General features: G+C 38.2%; 17 protein-coding genes. 11 read left to right on the plus strand and 6 right to left on the minus strand.

Going from position 1 to position 21,952, the window contains the following annotated elements; all coding sequences use genetic code 11:
* The first annotated feature begins 68 nt into the window (after positions 1-68).
* The 7 genes from CALHY_RS00950 (at position 69) to CALHY_RS00980 (ending at position 6,809) form a co-directional block, all read left to right on the plus strand.
* Positions 69-1,487 (plus strand): S41 family peptidase, encoded by a 1,419-nt coding sequence (locus CALHY_RS00950; RefSeq protein ID WP_013402154.1) that lies wholly within the window; start codon positions 69-71, stop codon positions 1,485-1,487.
* 167 nt (positions 1,488-1,654) lie between these two features.
* Positions 1,655-2,674, plus strand: a complete 1,020-nt coding sequence (gene mreB / locus CALHY_RS00955; protein ID WP_013402155.1) for a rod shape-determining protein — start codon at positions 1,655-1,657, stop codon at positions 2,672-2,674.
* Between the two features lie 17 nt (positions 2,675-2,691).
* Positions 2,692-3,459, plus strand: a complete 768-nt coding sequence (locus CALHY_RS00960; RefSeq protein WP_013402156.1) for a flagellar hook-basal body protein — start codon at positions 2,692-2,694, stop codon at positions 3,457-3,459.
* A 55-nt stretch (positions 3,460-3,514) separates the two neighbouring features.
* On the plus strand, positions 3,515-4,318 hold the full coding sequence (gene flgG, locus CALHY_RS00965) for a flagellar basal-body rod protein FlgG (RefSeq protein WP_013402157.1): 804 nt from the start codon (positions 3,515-3,517) through the stop codon (positions 4,316-4,318).
* A 24-nt stretch (positions 4,319-4,342) separates the two neighbouring features.
* Positions 4,343-4,693, plus strand: a complete 351-nt coding sequence (locus tag CALHY_RS00970) for a rod-binding protein (protein WP_013402158.1) — start codon at positions 4,343-4,345, stop codon at positions 4,691-4,693.
* Positions 4,694-4,891: 198 nt separating this feature from the next.
* On the plus strand, positions 4,892-5,707 hold the full coding sequence (locus CALHY_RS00975) for a sugar phosphate isomerase/epimerase family protein (RefSeq protein ID WP_013402159.1): 816 nt from the start codon (positions 4,892-4,894) through the stop codon (positions 5,705-5,707).
* 1 nt (position 5,708) lies between these two features.
* Positions 5,709-6,809 (plus strand): Gfo/Idh/MocA family protein, encoded by a 1,101-nt coding sequence (locus CALHY_RS00980; protein ID WP_013402160.1) that lies wholly within the window; start codon positions 5,709-5,711, stop codon positions 6,807-6,809.
* A 90-nt stretch (positions 6,810-6,899) separates the two neighbouring features.
* On the opposite strand, the gene CALHY_RS00985 is transcribed toward CALHY_RS00980, so the two are convergent.
* The 4 genes from CALHY_RS00985 to CALHY_RS01000 form a co-directional block, all read right to left on the minus strand.
* The gene (locus CALHY_RS00985; protein ID WP_013402161.1) at positions 6,900-7,667 is read right to left on the minus strand and encodes a sugar phosphate isomerase/epimerase family protein; all 768 of its coding nucleotides are present in this window, start codon (positions 7,665-7,667) and stop codon (positions 6,900-6,902) included.
* A gap of 56 nt (positions 7,668-7,723) precedes the next feature.
* Positions 7,724-8,608 (minus strand): carbohydrate ABC transporter permease, encoded by an 885-nt coding sequence (locus tag CALHY_RS00990; protein ID WP_013402162.1) that lies wholly within the window; start codon positions 8,606-8,608, stop codon positions 7,724-7,726.
* A gap of 24 nt (positions 8,609-8,632) precedes the next feature.
* Positions 8,633-9,586 (minus strand): ABC transporter permease, encoded by a 954-nt coding sequence (locus CALHY_RS00995; RefSeq protein WP_013402163.1) that lies wholly within the window; start codon positions 9,584-9,586, stop codon positions 8,633-8,635.
* A gap of 167 nt (positions 9,587-9,753) precedes the next feature.
* Positions 9,754-11,355 carry a type 2 periplasmic-binding domain-containing protein gene (locus tag CALHY_RS01000; protein WP_013402164.1) on the minus strand — a complete coding sequence of 534 codons (1,602 nt, stop codon included), beginning with the start codon at positions 11,353-11,355 and terminating at the stop codon, positions 9,754-9,756.
* A 307-nt stretch (positions 11,356-11,662) separates the two neighbouring features.
* Between CALHY_RS01000 and CALHY_RS01005 the strand changes: the two genes are divergently transcribed.
* The gene (locus CALHY_RS01005; protein ID WP_013402165.1) at positions 11,663-13,984 is read left to right on the plus strand and encodes a helix-turn-helix domain-containing protein; all 2,322 of its coding nucleotides are present in this window, start codon (positions 11,663-11,665) and stop codon (positions 13,982-13,984) included.
* 79 nt (positions 13,985-14,063) lie between these two features.
* Here the strand turns inward: CALHY_RS01005 and CALHY_RS01010 are convergent, their stop codons facing one another.
* The gene (locus tag CALHY_RS01010; RefSeq protein ID WP_013402166.1) at positions 14,064-16,349 is read right to left on the minus strand and encodes a transketolase family protein; all 2,286 of its coding nucleotides are present in this window, start codon (positions 16,347-16,349) and stop codon (positions 14,064-14,066) included.
* A gap of 339 nt (positions 16,350-16,688) precedes the next feature.
* Between CALHY_RS01010 and CALHY_RS01015 the strand changes: the two genes are divergently transcribed.
* The gene (locus CALHY_RS01015; protein WP_013402167.1) at positions 16,689-17,639 is read left to right on the plus strand and encodes an AEC family transporter; all 951 of its coding nucleotides are present in this window, start codon (positions 16,689-16,691) and stop codon (positions 17,637-17,639) included.
* Here CALHY_RS01015 and CALHY_RS01020 read toward each other — a convergent pair.
* Positions 17,632-18,861: an MFS transporter gene (locus tag CALHY_RS01020; protein WP_013402168.1), complete on the minus strand. Its 1,230-nt coding sequence runs from the start codon at positions 18,859-18,861 to the stop codon at positions 17,632-17,634. The genes CALHY_RS01015 and CALHY_RS01020 overlap by 8 nt on opposite strands.
* Positions 18,862-19,193: 332 nt before the next feature.
* Between CALHY_RS01020 and CALHY_RS01025 the strand changes: the two genes are divergently transcribed.
* Both CALHY_RS01025 and glmM read left to right on the plus strand, forming a co-directional pair.
* Positions 19,194-20,216 (plus strand): rhamnogalacturonan acetylesterase, encoded by a 1,023-nt coding sequence (locus tag CALHY_RS01025; RefSeq protein WP_013402169.1) that lies wholly within the window; start codon positions 19,194-19,196, stop codon positions 20,214-20,216.
* A gap of 139 nt (positions 20,217-20,355) precedes the next feature.
* The gene (glmM, locus tag CALHY_RS01030; protein WP_013402170.1) at positions 20,356-21,705 is read left to right on the plus strand and encodes a phosphoglucosamine mutase; all 1,350 of its coding nucleotides are present in this window, start codon (positions 20,356-20,358) and stop codon (positions 21,703-21,705) included.
* Positions 21,706-21,952: the final 247 nt, after the last annotated feature.

Consider the following 21,952-nt stretch of genomic DNA (forward strand, 5'->3'; position numbering starts at 1 on the left):
AATTAGAAAAGGTTTAAAGTAGTAGATTTTGAGCATACAAAAAATCATGATGTGGAGGCAGGAGAGAGATGAGAATTAACAAAAAGCTTTTAATAAAAATTGTAGCTGTAGTGGTTGCACTTTCTATCTTTGTTGCAGTTCCTGTGTATTCTCAGTTTTTTATAATCTCAACTGATTTTCCTACAGACAAGCAGATGGATTATATCAAAAAGGTGTTGCAGGTTGCAAAGGTGTATCATATAGGCAAGTACAGTTATGATGAGCTTATTGATATGATGTTTACAGGGCTTTTCAAGAGCCTTGACAAATATTCAGAGTACATGAAACCACAGCAAGCTCAGGACTTTACCCAGAGCGTAAATGGCGAGTTTTCGGGAATAGGTATCCAGATAGAAAAACAGGAGGACTACATAGTTGTTGTTGGAGTTTTTGACGGAACACCTGCAAAGGAAGCGGGGCTAAAGGTTGGAGATAAAATCATAGCAGCAGATGGAAAGTCTCTGGTTGGGAAGACAACAGATGATGCTGTTAAGCTCATTCGCGGGCAGGAAGGCACAACTGTTGTGATTGACATCTTAAGAGATGGCAAGACTTACAGATTTTCTATTGTCAGAAGAAAGATAAAGATTCCTGTTGTCGAGTACAAGGTACTTGACAACAACATCGGCTATATTAAACTTACACAGTTTACCCAAGGGTGTTCAAATGATGTCAAGAAAGCTCTTGATGAGTTTGACAAAAAAGGTATCAAGAACATTATTTTTGATATTCGAAACAACCCCGGCGGACTTTTGGATGAGGTTGTAAAGATATGTGAATATTTTGTGCCAGAAGGACCAATTGTAACAATTGAGTACAACACCTTTAAAGATGAGTACAAGTCCAAGAACAAAAATCCAAAGTACAAACTTGCAGTTTTAACAAACGAGTCGAGCGCATCTGCTTCAGAGATTTTTGCCCAGGCTATAAAGGACAGAAAAGTAGGAGTTGTGATTGGTACAAAAACATATGGCAAAGGAACTGTACAGACCTTGGTGAGCCTTCCTGAGACAGACACAAAAAAAGGGTACGTGGCGAAAGTGACTGTTGCAAAGTACAAGTCACCGTCTGGCTATTATGTTGAAGGAAAAGGTGTTGTGCCAGACATAGAGGTTCAGGACGACTCACTCTCCCAGTTTGGACCTGATAAGATTTTGAGCCTGAGCGCAACCAAGAAGTTCAAAAAAGGTGATATGGACTTGGAGGTTTTGGCAGCTCAGCAAAGGCTTTTCTACCTTGGATATTTAAGCAACTGGACAGCCAAGATGGATGATAGCACAGTGGCTGCGGTTAAAAAGTTCCAGAAAGACACTAAGCTTTATCCTTCTGGAGTGCTTGATATAACCACGCAGAAAAAGCTAAATGAAAAGTTTTCAGAGTTTGTAAAATCCAAATATGTTGACAAACAGCTACAGCGAGCAATCCAGTATTTCAAAACTGGAAAGTAATAAAGTTACAGGGCTTTTGCCGGCAGTTTAAAAGTGAGTGCGGCGAAAGCCTTTTTTGTTTTCTAAAAAATTGTATATAAAATTCATTGAAAATATGCAAATTAAAAATTAAAATATATTTAAGGTATATTTACAAAAAAGAAAAATAGAAAGGATAGGGCGGCGTTATGGCATTTGGAACAGATATAGGAATAGATTTGGGTACAGCAACAGTTTTAGTGTATGTGAAAGGAAAGGGTATAGTTTTGAGAGAGCCATCAGTTGTTGCGATAGAGCAGACAAGAAAACAGATTTTAGCAGTGGGTGAAGAAGCAAGACGCATGATTGGAAGAACACCGGGCAATATCGTGGCTGTAAGACCTCTTCGCGACGGTGTCATTTCAGACTATGAGGTCACAGAGGCAATGCTGAAATATTTTTTGGGGAAGGTACTTGGCAAGAGGGTATTTTTCAAGCCGAGGGTTGTTGTGTGTGTGCCATCCGGAGTTACTGAAGTTGAAAAAAGAGCAGTCTTAGATGCAACATACGAAGCAGGCGCAAAACAGACATTCTTGATTGAAGAGCCCATTGCAGCTGCGATTGGTGCAGGGCTTGACATCTCAAAGCCGGTAGGATGCATGGTGATTGACATCGGTGGTGGAACAACAGACATTGCGGTGATTTCTCTTGGTGGGGCAGTGGTCAGCGAATCGATTAAAGTTGCGGGGGATAAATTTGACGAAGCAATTATCCGATATATAAGAAAGAAGCACAGTGTTGCAATTGGCGAAAGAACCGCAGAGGAACTGAAGATAAACATTGGATGTGCTTACAAAAAACCAAAGCTTGAGTCAATGGATGTGCGAGGAAGAAGTCTTTTGACAGGTCTTCCAAAGACAATAACCGTCACATCTGACGAGATGCTTTTAGCTTTAGAAGAGCCTGTTTCGGCTATAATTGAAGCTGTGCACAGAGTCTTGGAAAATACACCACCTGAACTTGCAGCAGACATTACATCAACTGGGATAGTGATGACAGGCGGAGGAAGCTTGCTGTGGGGGCTTGACAAGCTTATCTCTGAAAAAACAGGAATTCCAACAAGGATTGCTGACGACCCTGTGTCGTGCGTTGCACTTGGAACAGGAAAAGCGTTAGAATCATTAGATGTTCTGGAAGCAAGTCTTATAAAAGACCCGAGAGTAAGGTAGAGGGGATTATAGAGAAGATGATTAGAGGAATTTACACATCGGCATCGGGGATGATTTTGAATCAAAAACTTATGGACATAACAGCAAACAATGTTGGCAATGTGAGCACTACTGGTTTTAAAAGAGATGTTGCGCAGGTTGAAAGTTTCAGAAACATGCTTGCCTATAGAATATACGACAAACCTTCTTCGCCTGACAATGCAATAGGGTATATGTCGCTCGGTAGCGACGTGTCAAGGATTGTGAGTGATTTTTCCCAGGGGCTTTACATAAAAACAGATGAGCCTTTGAACTTGGCAATAAGAGGGAATGGATTTTTTGCTGTTGAGATGCCAAATAATCAAGGGGCTCAGCAAATCCTTTATACCAGAAACGGTGCGTTTACTTTAAATTCGCGGGGAGAGCTTGTGACACTTGATGGTTTTTACGTCCTTGGACAGAACGGAAGGATTGTTCTTCAAAATGGTGGGCAAGTGAGAATTGATGAGCAGGGGAATGTCTATCAGGATGGGAGGTTTGTTGACAGACTCAGGGTTGTTGATTTTCAGGATAAGCAACTTCTTCGCAAAGTTGGCAATAACCTGTTTGAAGCAGATGCGCTTAGCCAATCGATACCATTTTCAGGCAAGATTATTCAGGGGTATTTGGAAGGCTCTAATGTAAATTCAGTTCAAGAGATGGTCAACATGATAAATGTTTTGCGGGCGTATGAAGCAAACCAGAAAGCGTTTGTTATTCAGGATGAGACTTTGCAAAAGGCAGTAAATGAGATAGCAAGAAAGTAGTTAGGATGTAACTTGCGAAAAGAATTAGTGAGGTAAAAGGAGGAAAAAGAATAAGATGATGAGAGCACTTTATTCTGCCGCTCTTGGTATGAAAGCGCAGCAGACAAATGTTGATATCATATCCAACAACCTTGCAAATGTGAATACAACAGCTTTCAAAAAAGACAAAGCTGAGTTTAAAGACCTTTTGTATGAGACTTTGTCGCGTGCAGATGTTGTTGCAGGTGATGGAAAGCCTGTGAGTCTCCAAATAGGTCATGGCGTTACAATCTCTGCTATAACAAAAAGCTTTGCAGAAGGAAACTTGGAGAGGACTGAAAACCCGCTTGATCTGGCAATTCAGGGGGAAGGATTTTTTGTTGTATCAACTCCCAACGGCCCAAGATATACAAGGGATGGAAGTTTTAAAGTTTCCAATGTTGAGGGGCAAATAAAACTTGTGACTTCAGATGGATATCCAGTTTTAGCAGAGGGCGACACTGAGATTGTTCTTCCAGAGACTGCAATCTCAAGTATCACAATAGATGAAACAGGAAGGATTACTTACAAGGATCAAGATGGCCAAATTCAGGATTCAGGTTTTAAAATCAAGATAGTAAGATTTATAAACCCTCAAGGACTTTTGGCAGAGGGTAAAAACCTGTATAATGTTTCTGCTACATCTGGCGACCCTGTATCTGAAGAGGAGATGGAAGGTCAAAAGAGCAGGATTTTACAAGGGTTTTTGGAGATGTCAAACGTTCAGGTTGTTGATGAGATGGTAAAACTTATAATTGCCCAGAGAGCGTATGAGATAAATTCCAAGGCAATCCAAACAGCTGACGATATGCTTTCCATGGCAAACAACCTGAAGAGATAAGTCTTATAAGGCAGGTAATTACCAATGAGTGATGTATCAAGCATTAAGATTCAGGCACATTATCAGCAGGGAATTAGCAACTCTATCATAGACAAGCTTGAAAAAGCGTATTCTGAGAAAGACAAACAGAAACTCAAAGAGGCTTGTGAGGAATTTGAAGCAATAATGCTTTCTACCATTTTTAAACAGATGAAAAAGTCGATACCAAAAGGTGGACTTTTTAAAGAGAGTATTGCAGATGATATCTTTAACGATATGTTTGTTGATGAGGTTTCAAAAAGTGCTTCAAAACAAGGTGGAATAGGTCTTTCCAAGCTTTTGTATGATTCTATGATAAAGAGGATTGAAAATGCATATAAATTCAAAGAGGAATAAAAAATGGCTGGCATAATTTTGCCAGCTTATTTTTTTGGTTTTATTGTTGAAAATGAAAATCAATAGGTGTAAAATATATTTAAAAACACATAAAAACAAAAAAATTTTCTTAATCCCAATTTTTTAACCGTTTTCAAATTGACTTTTTACTTTGGATTTGTGTCGAATGGAATTTGAACAAGGGGGTATGGTGAGAAGATGTATAAATTTATATTCTCAGCATTTGGAGATGAGATAGCAAGCAGTTTGGATGAACAGATAGAGGTTTTGAAAAAACATGGTATTGAATATTTAGAGTTTCGGTCTGCAAATGGTAAAAACATTGCTGACTATACTGAAAATGAAGCAAAGGAAGTTTTAAAAAAATTAAAAGATAGTGGTATAAAGGTTTCAGCAATAGGGTCTCCAATCGGCAAGGTTGATGTAAACTGCGACTTTGAAAAGTATCTTGAGCTTTTCAAGCACATCCTGCAGCTTGCGCACATCCTTGAGACAAAGTACATACGCATCTTTTCGTTTTATGTTCCAGAGGGTGAAGAAGAAAAGTACACAGATGTTGTCATAGAAAGGCTTTCAAAGTTTACTGAGATTGCTAAGAGAGAAAATCTTGTTCTTCTTCACGAGAACGAAAAGGAGATATATGGAAGCAATGCTGAAAGGTGTTTTAAAATCCTCTCCACAATCAACTCACCCAATTTGAGAGCAACATTTGACCCGGCAAATTTTGTTCAGTGCAAAGTAGAGGTCTATCCTCACGCATTTGAGCTTTTAAAGGATTACATTGAGTACGTGCACATAAAAGATGCAAAATTTTCAGACGGCAGTGTTACAGTTGCAGGTGAGGGTGACGGAAGGGTAAAAGATGTGATAAAAGCACTAAAGAGGAGAGCCTTTTGTGGGTTTTTGTCGATAGAGCCTCATCTTAATAATAATCTTCCTGGTGGTGGACCTGAAAACTTTGCGAGGGCTTATAGAGCAATTAAAAAGATCATCGATGAGGAAGGAGAGATTTAAAATGTCAAAGCTTAAGTTTGGTATTGTTGGTTGTGGGGTTATATCAAAGACACATGCGACTGCTATCTCAGCTCTTTCAAGCGATGCAGAGCTTGTTGCTGTGTGCGACACAATTGAAGAAAGAGCTCGAAAAATTGCAGATGAATTTGGAGCAAAAAAGATTTACACAGACTACGAAAAGATGTTGCAAGATACTGATATAGATGTTATTACAATCTGTACACCTTCAGGTATGCATGCTGATATGGCTGTTTTAGCAGCAGACGCAAAAAAACATGTCATTGTTGAAAAGCCAATGGATATAACATTGTCTAAGGCTGATAAAATAATAGAAGCTCAAAATAGAAACAATGTAGTGATCTCTATAATTTCCCAGCACAGATACAGCGACTGTATGCAACTTTTAAAAAGGCTTATGAATGAAGGAAAATTTGGTAGAATAGTATTGGCGGCAAGCTATACTAAATGGTATAGGTCTCAGGAATATTACGACAGCGGTAGTTGGCGTGGTACTTGGAGCTTAGATGGCGGTGGTGCGCTGATGAACCAATCAATTCATTACATAGACATGCTCCAGTGGATTGTTGGCAAGGTATCAGAGGTTTTTGCATACTGCACAACAAGAGCACATGAAAGAATTGAGGTGGAAGATGGTGCTGTGGCTGTAGTTAAGTTTGAAAATGGTGCAATCGGTCAGATACTTGGGACAACAAGTGCATATCCGGGATTTGAAACAAGGCTTGAGATCTTTGGGGAAAAAGGCTCTGCAATAGCCATTAACACCCAGCTTGAAAGTCTTTTCTTCAAAGATGGGTCTGAGAAGGAGTATTTGGAGAGTTACAAAAAGGAGGATGGGGGACCTGTTGGTGCATCATCTGCTGCCATCAAAGAAGGAGGGCATGTAAGACAGTACAGAGATGTGATAAATGCTATAAAAACCGGGACAAAACCACTTATCCCTGCTGAAGAAGGAAGACATCCTGTTGAAATTATACTTGCCATTTACCTCTCAAGCTTGACAGGAAAACCTGTAAAACTTCCTCTTGAAAGTGATGAGGAGGTTTTAAAGGAGATTGAAAAGATAAAAGGCAAAGGCTTTTGAAATTTGTTATTACAAAATTGTCCATTTAAAAACAAATGGCTTGAGAATTTGTTGCAAATTCTCAAGCCATTATTTTGCTTGTGAATAGAGTCAATCCAGATAATTTTTTGTGAGAAAATCAAAGCTCATCTTAAGACTTTCGAATGGTGAGCGCTGACACATATCCTGTTCAATTATATACCATTCAACTCCTGCCTCATTGCAAGAAGCTATTATTCCGTCCCAGTCCAAATTTCCAAACCCCACTTCAAACATACCTTGTTTGAAATCTTCAATCATTCCCATATCCTTAAGATGTACAAGAGGAATTCGACCTTCTAAACTTCTTATCCACTTTTCAGGGTTTGCACCCGCAAACTGAACCCAGTACGTATCAATTTCAATCATAAGATATTCCGGGCTTGAATTTTCAATCAGTATCTCAAGCCATGTCTTTCCACCATATTTTTTGAATTCAAAACTGTGGTTGTGGTACGAAAGAGTAATTCCTTCCTCTTTAAGCTTTTTTCCAATTTCATTGCACGCTAAAGCAAACATCAGCGCACCCTCTTCAGACTTGTACTCAGAAGGTGCAGAGGGTATTGCAATGTGAGAGCAATCCAGAATTTTGTGTTCTTGCACAACATTGTCAAGTTCGGTTTTGAGCCTTTCAAAAGGTATGTGGGTTGCACACACTTTAAGGTCAAACTCATCACAGATTTCCTTTAATCTTTTTGGTTCAATCTTTCCAATACCCGAAATCTGGACAGCTTTAAATCCAATCTCACTTACCTTTTTGAGGCTGTAGAAGATATCCTCTTCAGTCTTCAAAAATTCACGCAGAGTGTACAGCTGTGCGGCTATTTTATCTTTTTTCATATTGATTTTGCACCACTTTTCTTTTGTTTAAGTTTATTTAATTATACCACAAATTATTACTCTTTAATAGCCCCAATCATGACACCTTTTACAAAGTACTTTTGCAAAAATGGGTATATACAGAGGATTGGTACTGTTGATACCACAATTGCTGCGTATTTGATAAGCTCTGTCACTGCAAATCTGTCTGATGCATCTGAAATTCCTGTTGTCATGTTCTCAGTGCTACTCATAATTAGTATTTCTCTGAGCACAAGTTGAAGCGGGTAAAGTTCTCTTGAACGCAGGTATATGATAGCGCTGAAAAATGCGTTCCAGTGACCTACAGCATAAAAGAGTATCATAACGGCAATCATTGGCATTGCAAGTGGTATCATGATTCTAAAAAGTATTGTCCAATCGCCTGCACCATCTATTCGTGCTGACTCTTCCAAGCTGTCTGGCACTGCGTGAAAACCAGTTCTCATGATAATTAAGTTTGTTGTTGAGATAGCACCTGGGATTATCATTGCCCAGATTGTGTCTATCATCCCAAGTGATTGAACAAGCAAGTATGTTGGAATCATACCGCCGCTAAAATACATGGTGAATGCTATGAAGAACATCACAGGATTTTTAAGTTTCAAATTTTTTCTTGACAGAACATATCCACCCATTGTAGTAAGAAGAATATTTATCGCCGTTCCAACAACAACGTATATAAGTGTGTTTTTATATCCTATCCATATCATAGGGTAGCTGAGAAGCAGTTTATATGCTTCTGTTGAAAATTCAAGCGGTCGCCACAGCGGTCCCCTGTATGCCATGAGTTTAATTGGATTACTAAACGATGCAAAGATGACATACAGCATTGGATAAAGCATTGTAAAACAAAGAAGACCTAAGAATACATAGTTAAAGGTGTCAAATATTATCTCGCCTGGACTTTTTCTTATTTTCATCTTGTAAAACTCACCCCTTTTCTTTTACCACAGCGATGTCTCTGTAAGTTTTTTAGCAATCTTATTAGAGAATATGACCAGTAAGAAGTTGATAACAGAGTTGAAAAGTCCAACTGCAGCGCCGTAGCTGTAGTCCATTTCTAAAAGACCTTTCCTGTATACGTATGTTGAAATAACGTCAGCAGTCTCGTATGTTAGAGGATTGTACATCAAAAATACCTTTTCAAATCCAACATTCATCATGTGCCCAACTCTCAGAAGGAACATAATAACAATTGTTGGCAGTATTCCTGGTATTGTGACATAAAGTGCCTGTCTGAACCTTCCAGCACCATCTATAAGTGCTGCTTCATAAAGCTGTGGGTCAATGTTTGAGATTGCAGCCAGGTACACAATCGAACCCCAACCGAGGTTTTGCCATATTCCAGAGCCGACATACAGTGGTCTGAACCAGCCAGGTTCTGTCATGAAAGAGATTGGTTCTGATAAAATACCGAGAGACTTTAAAATCTGATTTATAAGACCGTCTCTTGAGAAAAAGTCCATAATCATACCAACAATGACAACTGTTGATATAAAGTGTGGCATGTAGCTTACTGTCTGAAGAGTCCTTTTGTATATGCTGTTTTTGATTTCGTTTAGCAAAAGTGCAAAAAGAATTGGAGCAGGAAAACCAAATATAAGGTCGTAAACATTTATAAGTATTGTATTTCGGATTATTCTCCATACATAAAAACTGTCATAAACAAAAAACTCTTTGAACTTTTCAAGTCCGACCCATGGGCTGCCCCAGATACCTTTTGCTGGTGTGAAGTCTTTAAAAGCTATTTGAAGACCGTACATTGGGATGTAGTGGAATATAAAATAATATGCAACAACAGGGATGAGCATTATATAAAGACTTTTGTTTCGTATGAGGTCTTTTTTTAGCTCCTGCCATCTGCTTGGCTGAAAATGCTTTGTTGCAGCTTTTTCCATCTTGTTTTAAACCTCCTCATAAAAAGAATGCATCTTTGTGCCCAAAAAGAGTATGCATCAAAAAGGTTTTATAAAAAAGAGCCTTGCAATAAGGTGTGCCATCAAGAAAGCTTCCTAATTACTGTCAGCCTTGTTGCAAGGCTCTTTTGTTCATAAAATAGCCTATATTATTTTCTCTTCTTCCACCTGTCATAAGCCTGCTGGTAAATCTTAATAGCCTCGTCAATCTTCATCTGTTTGAGTGTCTTTACAAACGCATCGACATTTGTTGCCTTTCCTGTCATGAGTCTTAAGAACATCTCATCGTAGTATGTGTTGACAGTGTTCATGATATTTGCAAGTCTCTTTGACTCATCGTCTGTGAACGACAGTGGTGGTAGAATTCTGTCGTTTTTGACTTGGCTCCACTTGTTGACAACAGCATCTTTTTGCTGTGGATACATCATCTGAATCTGATAGTAGTATTCATCAGCTTGAGCAAATGGACCGCTTATAGATGCACGAGCGTATTTTGCTAAAGCCTCTGCTGCAGAAAGTCCTTGCGGATTTTTCAAGATTTCATCTGTGTAATATACCTTGCCATCTTTCTTGACATAAGATTTTCCAAGCACACCATAGTTGAACGCTTCATACCCTTCTTTGCTGTATCCCCAGTCAAGAACCTTCATAGCAAGTGGAACATTTTTACATGCTGTTGTGATTGCTGCACTTGTTCGTGAGAACAAGAACTCTGCCTGGCCCAAAAGTGGGTATTCACCTTTTTTGAGCACAGGGAACTTTGTTGCTATGATATCTTTCTTGAGATTCAGGAAAAAGCCCATATCACCAGAAAGAAGTCCTATCCATGCACCAATTACATCATTTTGAACGTTTGCCCTGATAACCTTCTGGTTCATTGTCAGAATATCCGGGTCGATGAGTCCATCTTTCCACCACTTCTGGAGTGTTGCTATAAACTGTTTATATTGTGGTTCTAACGGACCATATTTGACCTTTCCATTTACCTGGAAGAAATCTGTCTTTATTCCCCATGCACCAACCAGGAAAGAAGAATAATCAAACGCATATCTTGGGTTGGAAGCATTTCGAAGGATTGAAAATCCCCTTTCATCCTTTTTGCCATTGCCGTTTGGGTCTTTTGTCACAAATGCTTTCAAAACCTTGTACCAGTCATCAACTGTCTCTGGCTCTTTTAGTCCCAGCTTTTTGAGCCAGTCGTTCCTTATTTGAGGACCATAATAGACACATGCAATCTTTGGATTATTTCCACGAAGAGCTGGGAAGCCGTAAATATCACCATCGTCTGTCACAATAAGCTTTTTAATGTCTGGATGTTGCTGAAGGAATTTGTTGAGGTTTGGAGCATACTTTGGAATATAGTCATTGAGTCTTATGATTACCTTATCAAGCATTGCTTTTACAGGACCGCCTGGATAGTTGTCAATCCAGTTCCACTCAATAATGTCTGTCAGCTGTCTTGATGCAACCATGAGGTTGAACTGGTCTGTCTCGCCGCCGACCGGTGGGTGCTTGAACACAATCTTTACCCCAAGTTTTTTCTGCAAAAGCTGGTAAGCAGCAATTGAAGAGTAGCTGTTATAAGATGTTGCAACCTTGGGGTCAAGACGAACAAAATAGGTAAGTGTTGGTGTTGACTTTGCATAAGCTGTTGAGGATGACGAAACAAACGCTGGAATTACAAGTGATAAGGTAAATGCAATCACCACAATCAGACTTAAAACCTTTTTAGAAGATTTGAACCAGTCCATTTTGAAACCTCCTTGTTTTAAAAGTTTTTATTGAATTTTTCCAAATTACCCGCAGCAAGCGCTTATTGTTTTCAGCAACTTGTCGGCGGGCTTTACAGCTTTTATTATAAAGGGGAGCCAAAGCTTTTTGGAAGAGGAAAATATTAAGATTGAAAGGACAATATTAAGCTTCTTAAAAATGTACTCATGATTTATATTTTCTTTGCAATTTGTTTCATTGCTTTTCTATATTGCTTGTATTATAATTGAAATTGCCCAAAAAAGAAGGGCTTACGAATTTATTTTTTTGAGGAGGATTTTTTTAAGGATGTTTAAGAAAATCTTGTGGCGGTTTGTCTTTTCATATCTTGTCATTTTTATCATTCCTCTTTTCATAGGAATTGGAGCATATTTCAGTGTAAAAGAGATCATGATGAGCAGTTTATATAGATACAACAAGACAACCCTCACCCAGCTCGAAGACAAGGTTGAAAACGAGGTTGTAAAGTCAGTAGAATCTCTTGCTGACTGGATAAACTTAAACCCTTACTATTTTATTTTCCTTCCAGAAGCAAAAGAAGCGCTTGACAGCAGTGATAGACTCCTTAATATTAGAAACCTTTGCAGGGAGATATATTCACAGACATATAAAAATTCTTACATTTTAGATGCTTTTATATACATTCCTTCTGAGAACCTTATTATAGGACCATCGTATACAACAACACCTTATAACTACTATACATACATAAACAGGCCACTTGATATGAGCTATGAAAAATGGCTTAAATTTTTAAACGGCGAGTACAAGATGCAGTACATACCTTCTTTTGAGATAAAAGCTGATTATAAAAAGCTTTCTACAATAATGTTTGCAAATACACTTTCAAGATGGATTATTGATGGTAAAAACGCAAATGTGTTTGTCATCATTGATCAGAGCAAGATTGTAAACCTCATGAAAGAGATTATAAGCTATCCTAAAGGTATCATGTGGATTTTGGATAGGAATAACAATCAAGTTCTCAAGGTTTCTGCAGAAAAGCAAAATATATCTTTACCAAAAATTAATTTTTCTATTTACAATGACTTTAGTATAAGAGAGTTCAAATTAGATGGGCAGAAGTGGATAGTCTATTATACCATTTCACCACTCTATGGCTGGAAATACATATCGATGGTGCCTGTTGACAGTTTCTTTGAAGAGATAAGAAAAATTCGAAACTTGAGCTTGCTTCTTCTTGGACTTATGAGCGTTATTAGCAGCATACTTATATTTTTCTTTAGCGTGCAGAATTACAGACCTCTCAGTGAGATCAAAAGTCTTTTGCAATCTAATAATGAAAACAAAGATCTCAAGAGCACAAAAAGCGAGTTTGACGTAATAAGAGACCTTGTTGTCCACACTCTTTCAAAGGAAGAAGAGATGAAAAGACAAATTACGCGGTTTACACCTATCATAAAGAACAACCTTTTATACCAGCTTTTGGTGGGCGGTATTTTGCCCGAAAGTATAGGGGATCTGGAGCTAAAAACCTTGAGTATGGAAAAACAAAGTGGCAAGTTTGTGGTGTGTTTAGTTGAGATTGATGACTGCTCTGGGTTTATAAAGGGTGAGAGTGACAGTGAGTATGCTCTTGTGACCCTTGTTGTCACAAATGTTTTGGATGAGCTTTTGGATACAAATAACTTTAAACACTGGAATGTGCTATTTTCAAGGACAAAGCTCAGTGTAATCGTGGAGATTAAAGATAGCTTTGAACAAAGCTTGCCAAAACTTTCAAGCCTGTTTGAGAACATGATTGAATTTTTGGAGAAGAACTTTACAATATTTGTGTCTGTAGGTATAAGTGGGGAGGTTTTGGGTATAGTAAATTTAAAGTTTGCATATGAGCAGGCAGAAAAGGTTCTTTCATTGAAATTTGTAAAACCTAACATGAAGATTTTCAAGTTTTCTGAGCTTTCTCAAGATATAACTTCAGAGAAAGAATTTTTGCCCAAGGACATTGAAAACAGGATTATAAACTCTGTAAAAGAAGGAAAAGTAGAAGGGATTTATGAGGTGTTTGAAGATATCCGCTGTCATATCACAGCTGCGAATTCTCCTCACATGGCAAAGATGATACTTATATATCTTTACGGATTGTATTATCAGCTTTTAAATAGCATTCCAAACACGGTCGGAGATGATCAAAAACCTGAGCCAGAAAAAGTAATGAGATTAATCATTGATGAGAAAAATCCAAAAAAGGTTCTTCAGGCGTTGCAAGAAGATTATAGAATTTTGGCTGAAAGTGTGATAGTAAATAAACAGAAAATGGGCAATGACTTGATTTCAAATATTTTGGAGTATATCCACCAGCAATATTCAAGCTCAGAGATATCACTTTCAACAATCGCAGATAAGTTCAATATAACTCCGCAGTATCTTTCAGCAATATTCAAAGAAAAGACCGGACAGAACATAAGCGACTATATCCAGAACCTGAGAATGAACAGAGCAAAAGAACTTCTTCTGACAACCGACTATTCCGTGTCTCAGATTGCGAAGATGATAGGATACACAGAGGTAAGTGGATTTACCAAGGCTTTCAAGAAGTTTGAAGGTGTGTCTCCAAACAAGTTCAGAGAGCTTAACAAACCACAATAAAAAAGAGCGGGAGGGAGAAGATTAAGATTTCTTCTCATCCCGCTCAAAATTTTTTCAAAGAAGCAACATTGCTGGGGGTTTATAAAATACTTTTTAGCTTTGCAATTCTTTTTTCTCTGTCCTTTACAAACCTTTCAATGCCGCTGTAAATGCTGTCGCAATCAAGGTGCGCTTCTTTTAATATCTCATCAACTGTTCCACCTGTTCGCCACTGATTATCCCAGTCGCTTGAAAGTGAGTACTCTTCAGACACTTTTGAAAATATCCAGTCATGCATGAGCTTTTTGCTCTCGTTTGTGATTACCATGGAGTCCATCCAGTCTTCAAGCGGCAGCACCTTATTTCTGTACTCATCTTCCTGCATCATGAAAAGTTCAAAGCTTGGTGCAGCAATTATCTTGAGGTTAAAATCTTTTCTAAGCTGAGGCAGAAGCTTTATTAAATTGTAGGTTGTGCTTGTGCCCCTGACAATTATCGTTCCGTCCTTTCTTCTATTTGGGTCAAAATCATTTATGATATACGCTCCTTTTGCGGCTTCAAAATGTGACGGAATACCAAGTGCGCTTCTGTCAGGTATTTCAATTGGTGGTCTTGTAAGGTGCAATGCAATGTTGTTTATGTCAGTTGCAAGTGCAGCTGCTAGCAAAACCGGCACTTCATTGTGTTCCCACGGGTAAAGATTTATAATCTTTCCTTTCGGTAAAAGCTGCAAAACTCCAGGTTCAAAAATCCCAAAATGTGTCCTTGAATCTTCAGCAGTCTCTGGTCCAGAGTGGCCGGCAACCCAGATAACTTTGCCAAACTTTACTGGAGAGTCTTGTGCCATCTGGGAGAAAAGTCTTATTGCGCCATATTTGAGATACATAAAAGATCCATATGTTGATGTTATAGCCCAAAAACCGTTAAAATCCTCATATGGATTTTCGCTAAGGTTGACAGTTGCTAAACCAGCACACACACCGGCGTTCAAGAACTCTGTGATTGCAGATGGCAAAATTGCTCCATTTCTATTTTTTTCTCTGTCATACACTCCAAATCCGGCAAAGTCGTCTTTTCCAAGTCCAAATCCGTGAAGGTTTGTAGACTCTGTAAGGTCGGCAGATGTTGCAATGATAAGAGGTCTTCCATATTTTCTGCCGACCACACCGTTTATATACATTCCCCATTTTGCTAAAGCTGCTCTGTTTGGAACATTTTCGCCCGGCTTTGCAAAAAGCCAGTCAGGATAGTTTTTGTAATCATAGATAGCCGGGTCTTTATATGGATTTTGGTTTAGAACAAATGTCGAAGGAGCATCTTTTGGCAGAGCTTCTGCAATCTCAACAAGCGTGTCTGTGATATACTTAACAAGCTCCTCATCTGATGTAAGCACTCTGTTTATGATCTTAAGGTTTTCTTCCCATTGTTTTCTCTCTTCATCCGGGTTAGATGGTGCTGGTTTTCCAAAACCTACAAACTCAACTCCGTACTTTTCCATGAAAGGTTTTCTTGTCTCCCAGAAAATCTCTGAGTTTTTCTTGTGCGGCACACCGTGCGATTTGTTGTCATATACGCCATATTCATATCCTTTTTTGGTCTTAAACCACATGAGATTAGGAGTATTCTCATTTGCTTCTTCCACTGCTTTTTTGATTGTGCTATAGACATCATTCCAGCTGTGACCGTTCATTGTTCCACAAACCTTCCAGCCATGGGCAGAAAACCACTCATCAGGTGTGCCGTACACAACAGAAGAAAAAGGTCTGTCATCTATTCCAAAATCGTTCCAGTCCAAAAGCCAGAAAAGATTTCCAAGGCCATATGCCCATGCACCGTTTTGAGACTCATGAGTAGCGCCGGCTGTCAGCGCACCTTCGCCTTCAATCAAGAACACCTTTACATTTTGAAGTCCTGCCTTTTTGAGTGCTAAAGCTTGCCCTACAGATGCAGGAAGGCCATGGGCAGAAGGTCCTGTGTTGAATTTCAAAAGCAGTGTTTTTCCGCTTGACTCTGCATGACCAGGAAGTCCTTTGTTGTGTCTAAAGGTTAATAAATCATAATATCTTACAAGTTTATCTTCAGCAATTAAATATTTTACATCTTTTGTTTGCCTGTACATTTCATCAAAAGCATCCCCAATGACAGCAAAGAGTGAGTAGATTATTGGTATGGTATGTCCAGCAGAAAGAATTAGTCTGTCGTTGAATCTGTATTCTGGTTTTCTGATATCATATATCATCTTTTTTCCAAACAAAAGGCTTATTAACATATGAGCTTTTGAGTGAGAACCGCCAGGATGCCCGCTCTGCCTGTAATTTAGGGTAAAATCAAGATACTGATAGGTTATGTCTTTAATCTTTTCCCAGAACTGAAATTCTTTCTCCATCTTAAACCTCCCACAATATTGTTCATTATTTCTACTACTTTGAACTTAATTATAACAGCAAAATGTAATAAATTAAAGTGGATTATTTTAAGTTTGAAGCGAAAATTTTAAGATAATTGTTTAACAAAATGTTGTCGTTTTGAACGAGTTTAGATTTAAAAACCATAAAATATATTCAAAAATCCTTAAATAAAACATTGGATTTTTATTTAATTATGTTGACTTTTTGACCCTAAGCATTTACAATTAAATATTATCTACCTATCAGATTTTTAATGGTATAATATTTTGAAAACCATACTGATTTTTTGACCGAAATTTCAAGAGGGGGTCAGAACGTTGCTGCATACATTTATCAATGCCATTCAGGGAGTACTGGTGATTTTATTTGTTCTTATGCTCGGGTATTTTCTTGCAAAGTACAGGTGGTTTGACTCAAAAGTATCAGACCTTTTTGCAAAGGTTGTTGTAAATGTCTCGCTGCCGCTTTATATGATAGCAAACCTCACCTCAACATTTACAAAAAGTGAGCTTGAACATTCAGCACAAGGGCTTTTAATTCCATTTTTATCAATTTTGCTTTCTTACAGTGTGGCTGTGATGCTTGCAAGGATTACAAATGTAAAAGCTCACAGAAGGGGTCTTTTTGCAGCCATATTTTCGCTTTCAAATTCGATATTTGTGGGGCTTCCTATGTCTCTTGCGCTTTTTGGAGATGTCGCAACACCTTATACTTTACTTTATTACATGGCAAACACTACGATATGGTGGACATTGGGTGTATATGGGATTATCCGAGACAACAAAACCGAAAATCAAAAGGTTTTGAGTATAGATACTCTAAAGCGCATATTTAACCCGCCTTTGATTGGATTTTTAATAGGAGTTGGTCTTGTACTTTTGCAGATAAAGCTTCCAAAATTTATATTTGACAGTTTTAAAATGGTAGGAGGGCTTACCACCCCCCTTTCCATCTTCTGTGTGGGTATAACAATGTACGAGATGGGGTTTAAAAATTTCAGGTTAGACAAAGATAGCATTTTAGTGTTTGCAGGAAGATTCCTTGTTACGCCTTTTATTACATGGCTTCTTTCACATTTTATTCCCGTTCCCAAACTCATGCGAGATGTGTTTATCATAATGTCTGCAATGCCTGTGATGGTAAATTCAGCTATAATTTCAAGAGTATATAATGGTGACTATGAATTCGCTACTGCTATGATTACATATTCCACTGTGTTTTCGGTTGTAATAATGCCGTTTTTGATGGTGCTGATTAAGATTATTTAGTTTTCTCAAGGGACCTTCTCTTAAATGTGGTGATAAGAACCATTGTGGTTAAAACTATAGTAACCAGGCCGGATATATAAAACCCAGCCCAGGGAGAGATTTTTTGTGAAATTGTACCTGTAAATAGATTGCCAATTGGTGTTGTGCCAGCATTGCAAAGAAAGTAAATACTCAGTACTCTTGCTCTGAACTCGTCACTTGATGAAAGCTGCAAAAGTGCGTTTGCGCTTGTGTTAAAACTTATTGCAAGAAGCCCAACAAGCACAAATAGCACGCAAGCAACTTTATAGCTTTTGTTTATTCCCAGAAGAATGTAAACCAGTGAAACAGAAAGAATGAATTTAAAAAGAAGATTAAGATTAATCTTTTCCTTTCTTCTTGTAGCTGTCAAAAATGCGCCTATAAGTGATCCAATTCCCATCGATGACATCAAAAGTCCAAAACCTGTTTCATTTCTGCCCAGAGCAAGTTTTGCATACACAGGGATAAGAACGTTAAAATTGAGTATGAATGTGCCCATGATTAAAACAAGCGATATTGCTCTCAGAAGTACTTTTGTCTTATACACATACTTGAGCCCTTCTATCACCTCTGCAAAAACACTTTTACCATTTTCCTCTTTTTGAGGCTCTTTGGCGTCAATCAGAAATACGCCTATAATGACTGGCACAAAACTTATAGCGTTTGCCAAAAAACACATTTCAATTCCAACTGTTGATATTACCAAGCTTGCGACAGCAGGACCTATGATTCTTGCAAGGTTGAAAATCATAGAATTAAGACCAACAGCGTTTGGCAAGTCCTCTTTTCCAACGAGAATTATCATGTAAGATTGCCTTGCGGGATTGTCAAATGTTGTAACAACTCCTCTCATAAGGGCTAAAACCACTAAGTGCCAGTACTGAACAACATCTGTGTATGTAATCAAAAATAAAACAAAGGCAAAGAATAAAAGAAGGCTTTGAGTGATCAGAATTACTCTTTTTTTCTGCTTTCTGTCCAAGATTGCACCGGCAAAAAGGGAAAGAATCATAACAGGGACCTGCTCAGATGCTGTGACAATACTTAGAAGCAATGCTGAATTTGTAAGCTCTAAAGCCAGCCACTGCATTGCCATGTTCTGCATCCATGAACCAATCACCGATATTGCCTGCCCAAACCAGTAATACCGGTAGTTTTTGTGTCTCAGAGCTCTGAAAGGTCCAGATATAGCAAGTTGCATCCGTTTTCCACCTTCTTGTAGATATTATGAGGAATATGTTTGATTCTTGTGGGAAAAAAGTCTCACACTCCTTTTGATATTAAATTTTAATATAACACCTCTTGAAATTATTATAACATCTGAACTAATCACAATCAAATTAGCTTTTTAAAAATAGTTAATATGCACAAATTTAATTGGGTATTGTGCACAAAGACAGGTTTTTAAAGAAGAAGTCAAGAAGAATTCAATGGCAATATGTAAAGAAATATTGTGTTATTGTGTTGAATAGCTTTGATATTGAGGATAAAATAGATATAAATGAAATTTGAAAAACAGAGGAGTGTTTTTTAATGATATTGAAATTCAATTTTGAGCCCATTGTAAAAAATGATTTTATAAATGTCAGTGGTAGCACGCTTTACAGTAAGGATAAAGGCTATGGTTTTGAAACGTTTAAGTTCAGAGTAGATGTTCCAAATGGTAATTACGATGTTAAGCTTGTCCTCAAAAATTTTAAAAAAGATATTGCAAGTGCGACCGTAATGGTTTTTCCAAGAAGACTTATGATAAAGGACGCGCAAATTAAAAAGGGAAATGTATATGAAGAGGAGTTTACAGTAAATGTGAAGAATGAAAAGATAATTTTTGAAATTGAAACTGATGGAGCGGAGGTTTGTAGTATAGAAGTTAAAGAAGCCCAAAATCCTATTGTTATTTATCTTGCAGGAGACTCTACTGTGTGTGACCAGGAAAATTTGCCTTATGCTGGTTGGGGTCAGGCACTTGGCTGCTTTTTCAAAAAAGGAGTTTCAGTTTCCAATCATGCATATTCTGGAAGATCCTCTAAAAGTTTTATCGAAGAAGGAAGACTGACAAAAATACTTGAGAATATAAAAGAGGGTGATTATCTTTTCATCCAGTTTGGTCACAACGACCAGAAGGATGATAAAAGATATACTGAGGCGAATACCACATATAAAATAATGCTAAAAGTTTATATAGATGAAGCACGAAAAAGAGGAGCTGTGCCGGTTTTAATAACACCTGTTGCACGAAGACATTTTGATGAAAATGGAAAAATTGTTGGTAGCGGACTTCATTTTGATTATCCTAAGGCTATGAGGGAGTTGGCAGAGGAAGAAAATGTTTTTCTGATTGATTTGCTTCAAATGAGTTCCCAGCTTTTTGAAAAACTTGGGGTTGAAGAGTCAAAAAAGCTCTTTGTCCATGCAAAGCCGGGGGAGTATCCCCAGTTTCCTGAAGGTGTAGAGGACAATACGCACTTTAATATGTATGGTGCTTATGAGATTGCAAAGCTTGTGGTTGAGGGGATAAGGAAAGTAAATTTGAAACTCAAAGAGTACTTGAGATAAGAAGTTTATTCTTGATGCCTGGAAAGTTTTCTACGGCAGCTTTTTTGTCTTTAAAATAAATGTTCACATTGTTATTTTTCGAACATAGGTATATAATAGATAAAGTAATAAATCACTTTCATATGAAAGGGGGACGAGAATGGGAAAACTTTTTGGGACAGATGGTGTGAGAGGCGTTGCAAATAAAGAACTTACATGCGAACTTGCGTTTGACTTGGGAAGGGCTGGAGCGTATGTGCTCACTGAAACTAAGCAAAAGCCCAAAATTTTAATTGGGAAGGACACAAGGATCTCATGTGATATGCTGGAAGCTGCACTTTGTGCTGGACTTACATCTGTCGGAGCAGATGTGTACTTGGCAGGAGTTATTACAACACCTGCAATAGCTCACTTGGTAAAATCCCACGGATTTGATGCAGGGATTATGATCTCCGCATCACACAATCCTTATGAATTCAACGGTATTAAGTTTTTTAATTCTCAGGGCTTCAAGCTTTCTGACCAGATTGAAGAAAAAATTGAGGACATTATTTTAAACAGAAAATGGAATGAGGTTCCACACGCTCAATTTGATGCAATAGGCAGGGTAAATAGAGTTGATCTTAAAAAAAACTATCAAGAATACTTAAAATCGACATTAAATGGTGCAAGCTTCAAAGGGCTTAAGATTGTCATTGACTGTGCAAATGGTGCAGCATATAAGATAGCTCCAGAGGTTTTTGAAGAACTTGGTGCAGAGGTTGTAGTAATAAACAACCAGCCAGATGGTACAAACATCAACAAAGAGTGTGGCTCTACACACCTTAAAATGTTGCAGCAAGAAGTTGTTAAAAACAAAGCTGACTTTGGCATTGCATATGATGGTGATGCAGACAGGACGCTTTTTGTTGATGAAGAGGGCAGTATTGTTGATGGCGATAAAATAATGCTTCTTTTGGCACAAAATTTAAAACAGCAGGGCAAGCTCCAACGCAACACCCTGGTTGTGACAGTCATGAGCAACATGGGACTTTTTGTTGCAGCAAAAGAACTTGGCATCAACCTCGAAGTTACAAAAGTTGGAGACAGGTATGTTTTAGAAAAGATGCTTGAAGGCGGGTATTCAATTGGCGGCGAGCAGTCAGGCCACATAATCCTTTTGGACTTTGCAACAACAGGCGATGGAATCTTGACAAGCCTTCAGCTGACAAAGCTTATTAAAGAAAGTGGTAAGAAGCTTTCTGACCTTGCAAAGATCATGAAGGTATATCCTCAAGTGCTTGTAAACGCTAAGGTTGAAAATGGCAAGAAAGACCTTTATTCAAAAGACCCTGTAATTTTAGAGGCAATCAAAAAGGTTGAAGAAAAGTTAAACGGTAAAGGAAGAGTCTTGATAAGACCATCTGGCACAGAGCCTTTAATCAGGGTAATGATTGAAGGTGAAGACTATGAAGAGATTAAAAAAGATGCCCACGAGCTTGCAAGCTTGATTGAGTCAAGGCTTTCATAAAACTTTCTAAGCTAAGTTAAAAAGGCCTTTTTTACAAAAGGCTTTTTCAAAGCGCCAGGACCTCTGGAAATTATAGCGCTATTGCCTTTGCGCATTTTTTCCAGAGGTTGACGAGGACTGGGGAGAATCGAGGTTTTCGGCGGGTGCCCCAGCGGGGTTTTGCCTTTTTCCCTCGTAACTTTCTGCTACAAACCCCGGAAGGCAACTTCTGGGACAAAGGCAGAAAGAAAAAAGGCTTATATCCTTG

The organism is Caldicellulosiruptor hydrothermalis 108 (assembly GCF_000166355.1).
In the GTDB taxonomy this organism is placed as follows: domain Bacteria; phylum Bacillota; class Thermoanaerobacteria; order Caldicellulosiruptorales; family Caldicellulosiruptoraceae; genus Caldicellulosiruptor; species Caldicellulosiruptor hydrothermalis.

What these genes read in the sequence shown, in the direction of transcription:
- CALHY_RS00950 (WP_013402154.1), top strand. Translation starts at nt 69, where the DNA reads ATGAGAATTAACAAAAAGCTTTTAATAAAAATTGTAGCTGTAGTGGTT.
- mreB (WP_013402155.1), top strand. Translation starts at nt 1,655, where the DNA reads ATGGCATTTGGAACAGATATAGGAATAGATTTGGGTACAGCAACAGTT.
- CALHY_RS00960 (WP_013402156.1), top strand. Translation starts at nt 2,692, where the DNA reads ATGATTAGAGGAATTTACACATCGGCATCGGGGATGATTTTGAATCAA.
- flgG (WP_013402157.1), top strand. Translation starts at nt 3,515, where the DNA reads ATGATGAGAGCACTTTATTCTGCCGCTCTTGGTATGAAAGCGCAGCAG.
- CALHY_RS00970 (WP_013402158.1), top strand. Translation starts at nt 4,343, where the DNA reads ATGAGTGATGTATCAAGCATTAAGATTCAGGCACATTATCAGCAGGGA.
- CALHY_RS00975 (WP_013402159.1), top strand. Translation starts at nt 4,892, where the DNA reads ATGTATAAATTTATATTCTCAGCATTTGGAGATGAGATAGCAAGCAGT.
- CALHY_RS00980 (WP_013402160.1), top strand. Translation starts at nt 5,709, where the DNA reads ATGTCAAAGCTTAAGTTTGGTATTGTTGGTTGTGGGGTTATATCAAAG.
- CALHY_RS00985 (WP_013402161.1), bottom strand. Translation starts at nt 7,667, where the DNA reads ATGAAAAAAGATAAAATAGCCGCACAGCTGTACACTCTGCGTGAATTT.
- CALHY_RS00990 (WP_013402162.1), bottom strand. Translation starts at nt 8,608, where the DNA reads ATGAAAATAAGAAAAAGTCCAGGCGAGATAATATTTGACACCTTTAAC.
- CALHY_RS00995 (WP_013402163.1), bottom strand. Translation starts at nt 9,586, where the DNA reads ATGGAAAAAGCTGCAACAAAGCATTTTCAGCCAAGCAGATGGCAGGAG.
- CALHY_RS01000 (WP_013402164.1), bottom strand. Translation starts at nt 11,355, where the DNA reads ATGGACTGGTTCAAATCTTCTAAAAAGGTTTTAAGTCTGATTGTGGTG.
- CALHY_RS01005 (WP_013402165.1), top strand. Translation starts at nt 11,663, where the DNA reads ATGTTTAAGAAAATCTTGTGGCGGTTTGTCTTTTCATATCTTGTCATT.
- CALHY_RS01010 (WP_013402166.1), bottom strand. Translation starts at nt 16,349, where the DNA reads ATGGAGAAAGAATTTCAGTTCTGGGAAAAGATTAAAGACATAACCTAT.
- CALHY_RS01020 (WP_013402168.1), bottom strand. Translation starts at nt 18,861, where the DNA reads ATGCAACTTGCTATATCTGGACCTTTCAGAGCTCTGAGACACAAAAAC.
- CALHY_RS01025 (WP_013402169.1), top strand. Translation starts at nt 19,194, where the DNA reads ATGATATTGAAATTCAATTTTGAGCCCATTGTAAAAAATGATTTTATA.
- glmM (WP_013402170.1), top strand. Translation starts at nt 20,356, where the DNA reads ATGGGAAAACTTTTTGGGACAGATGGTGTGAGAGGCGTTGCAAATAAA.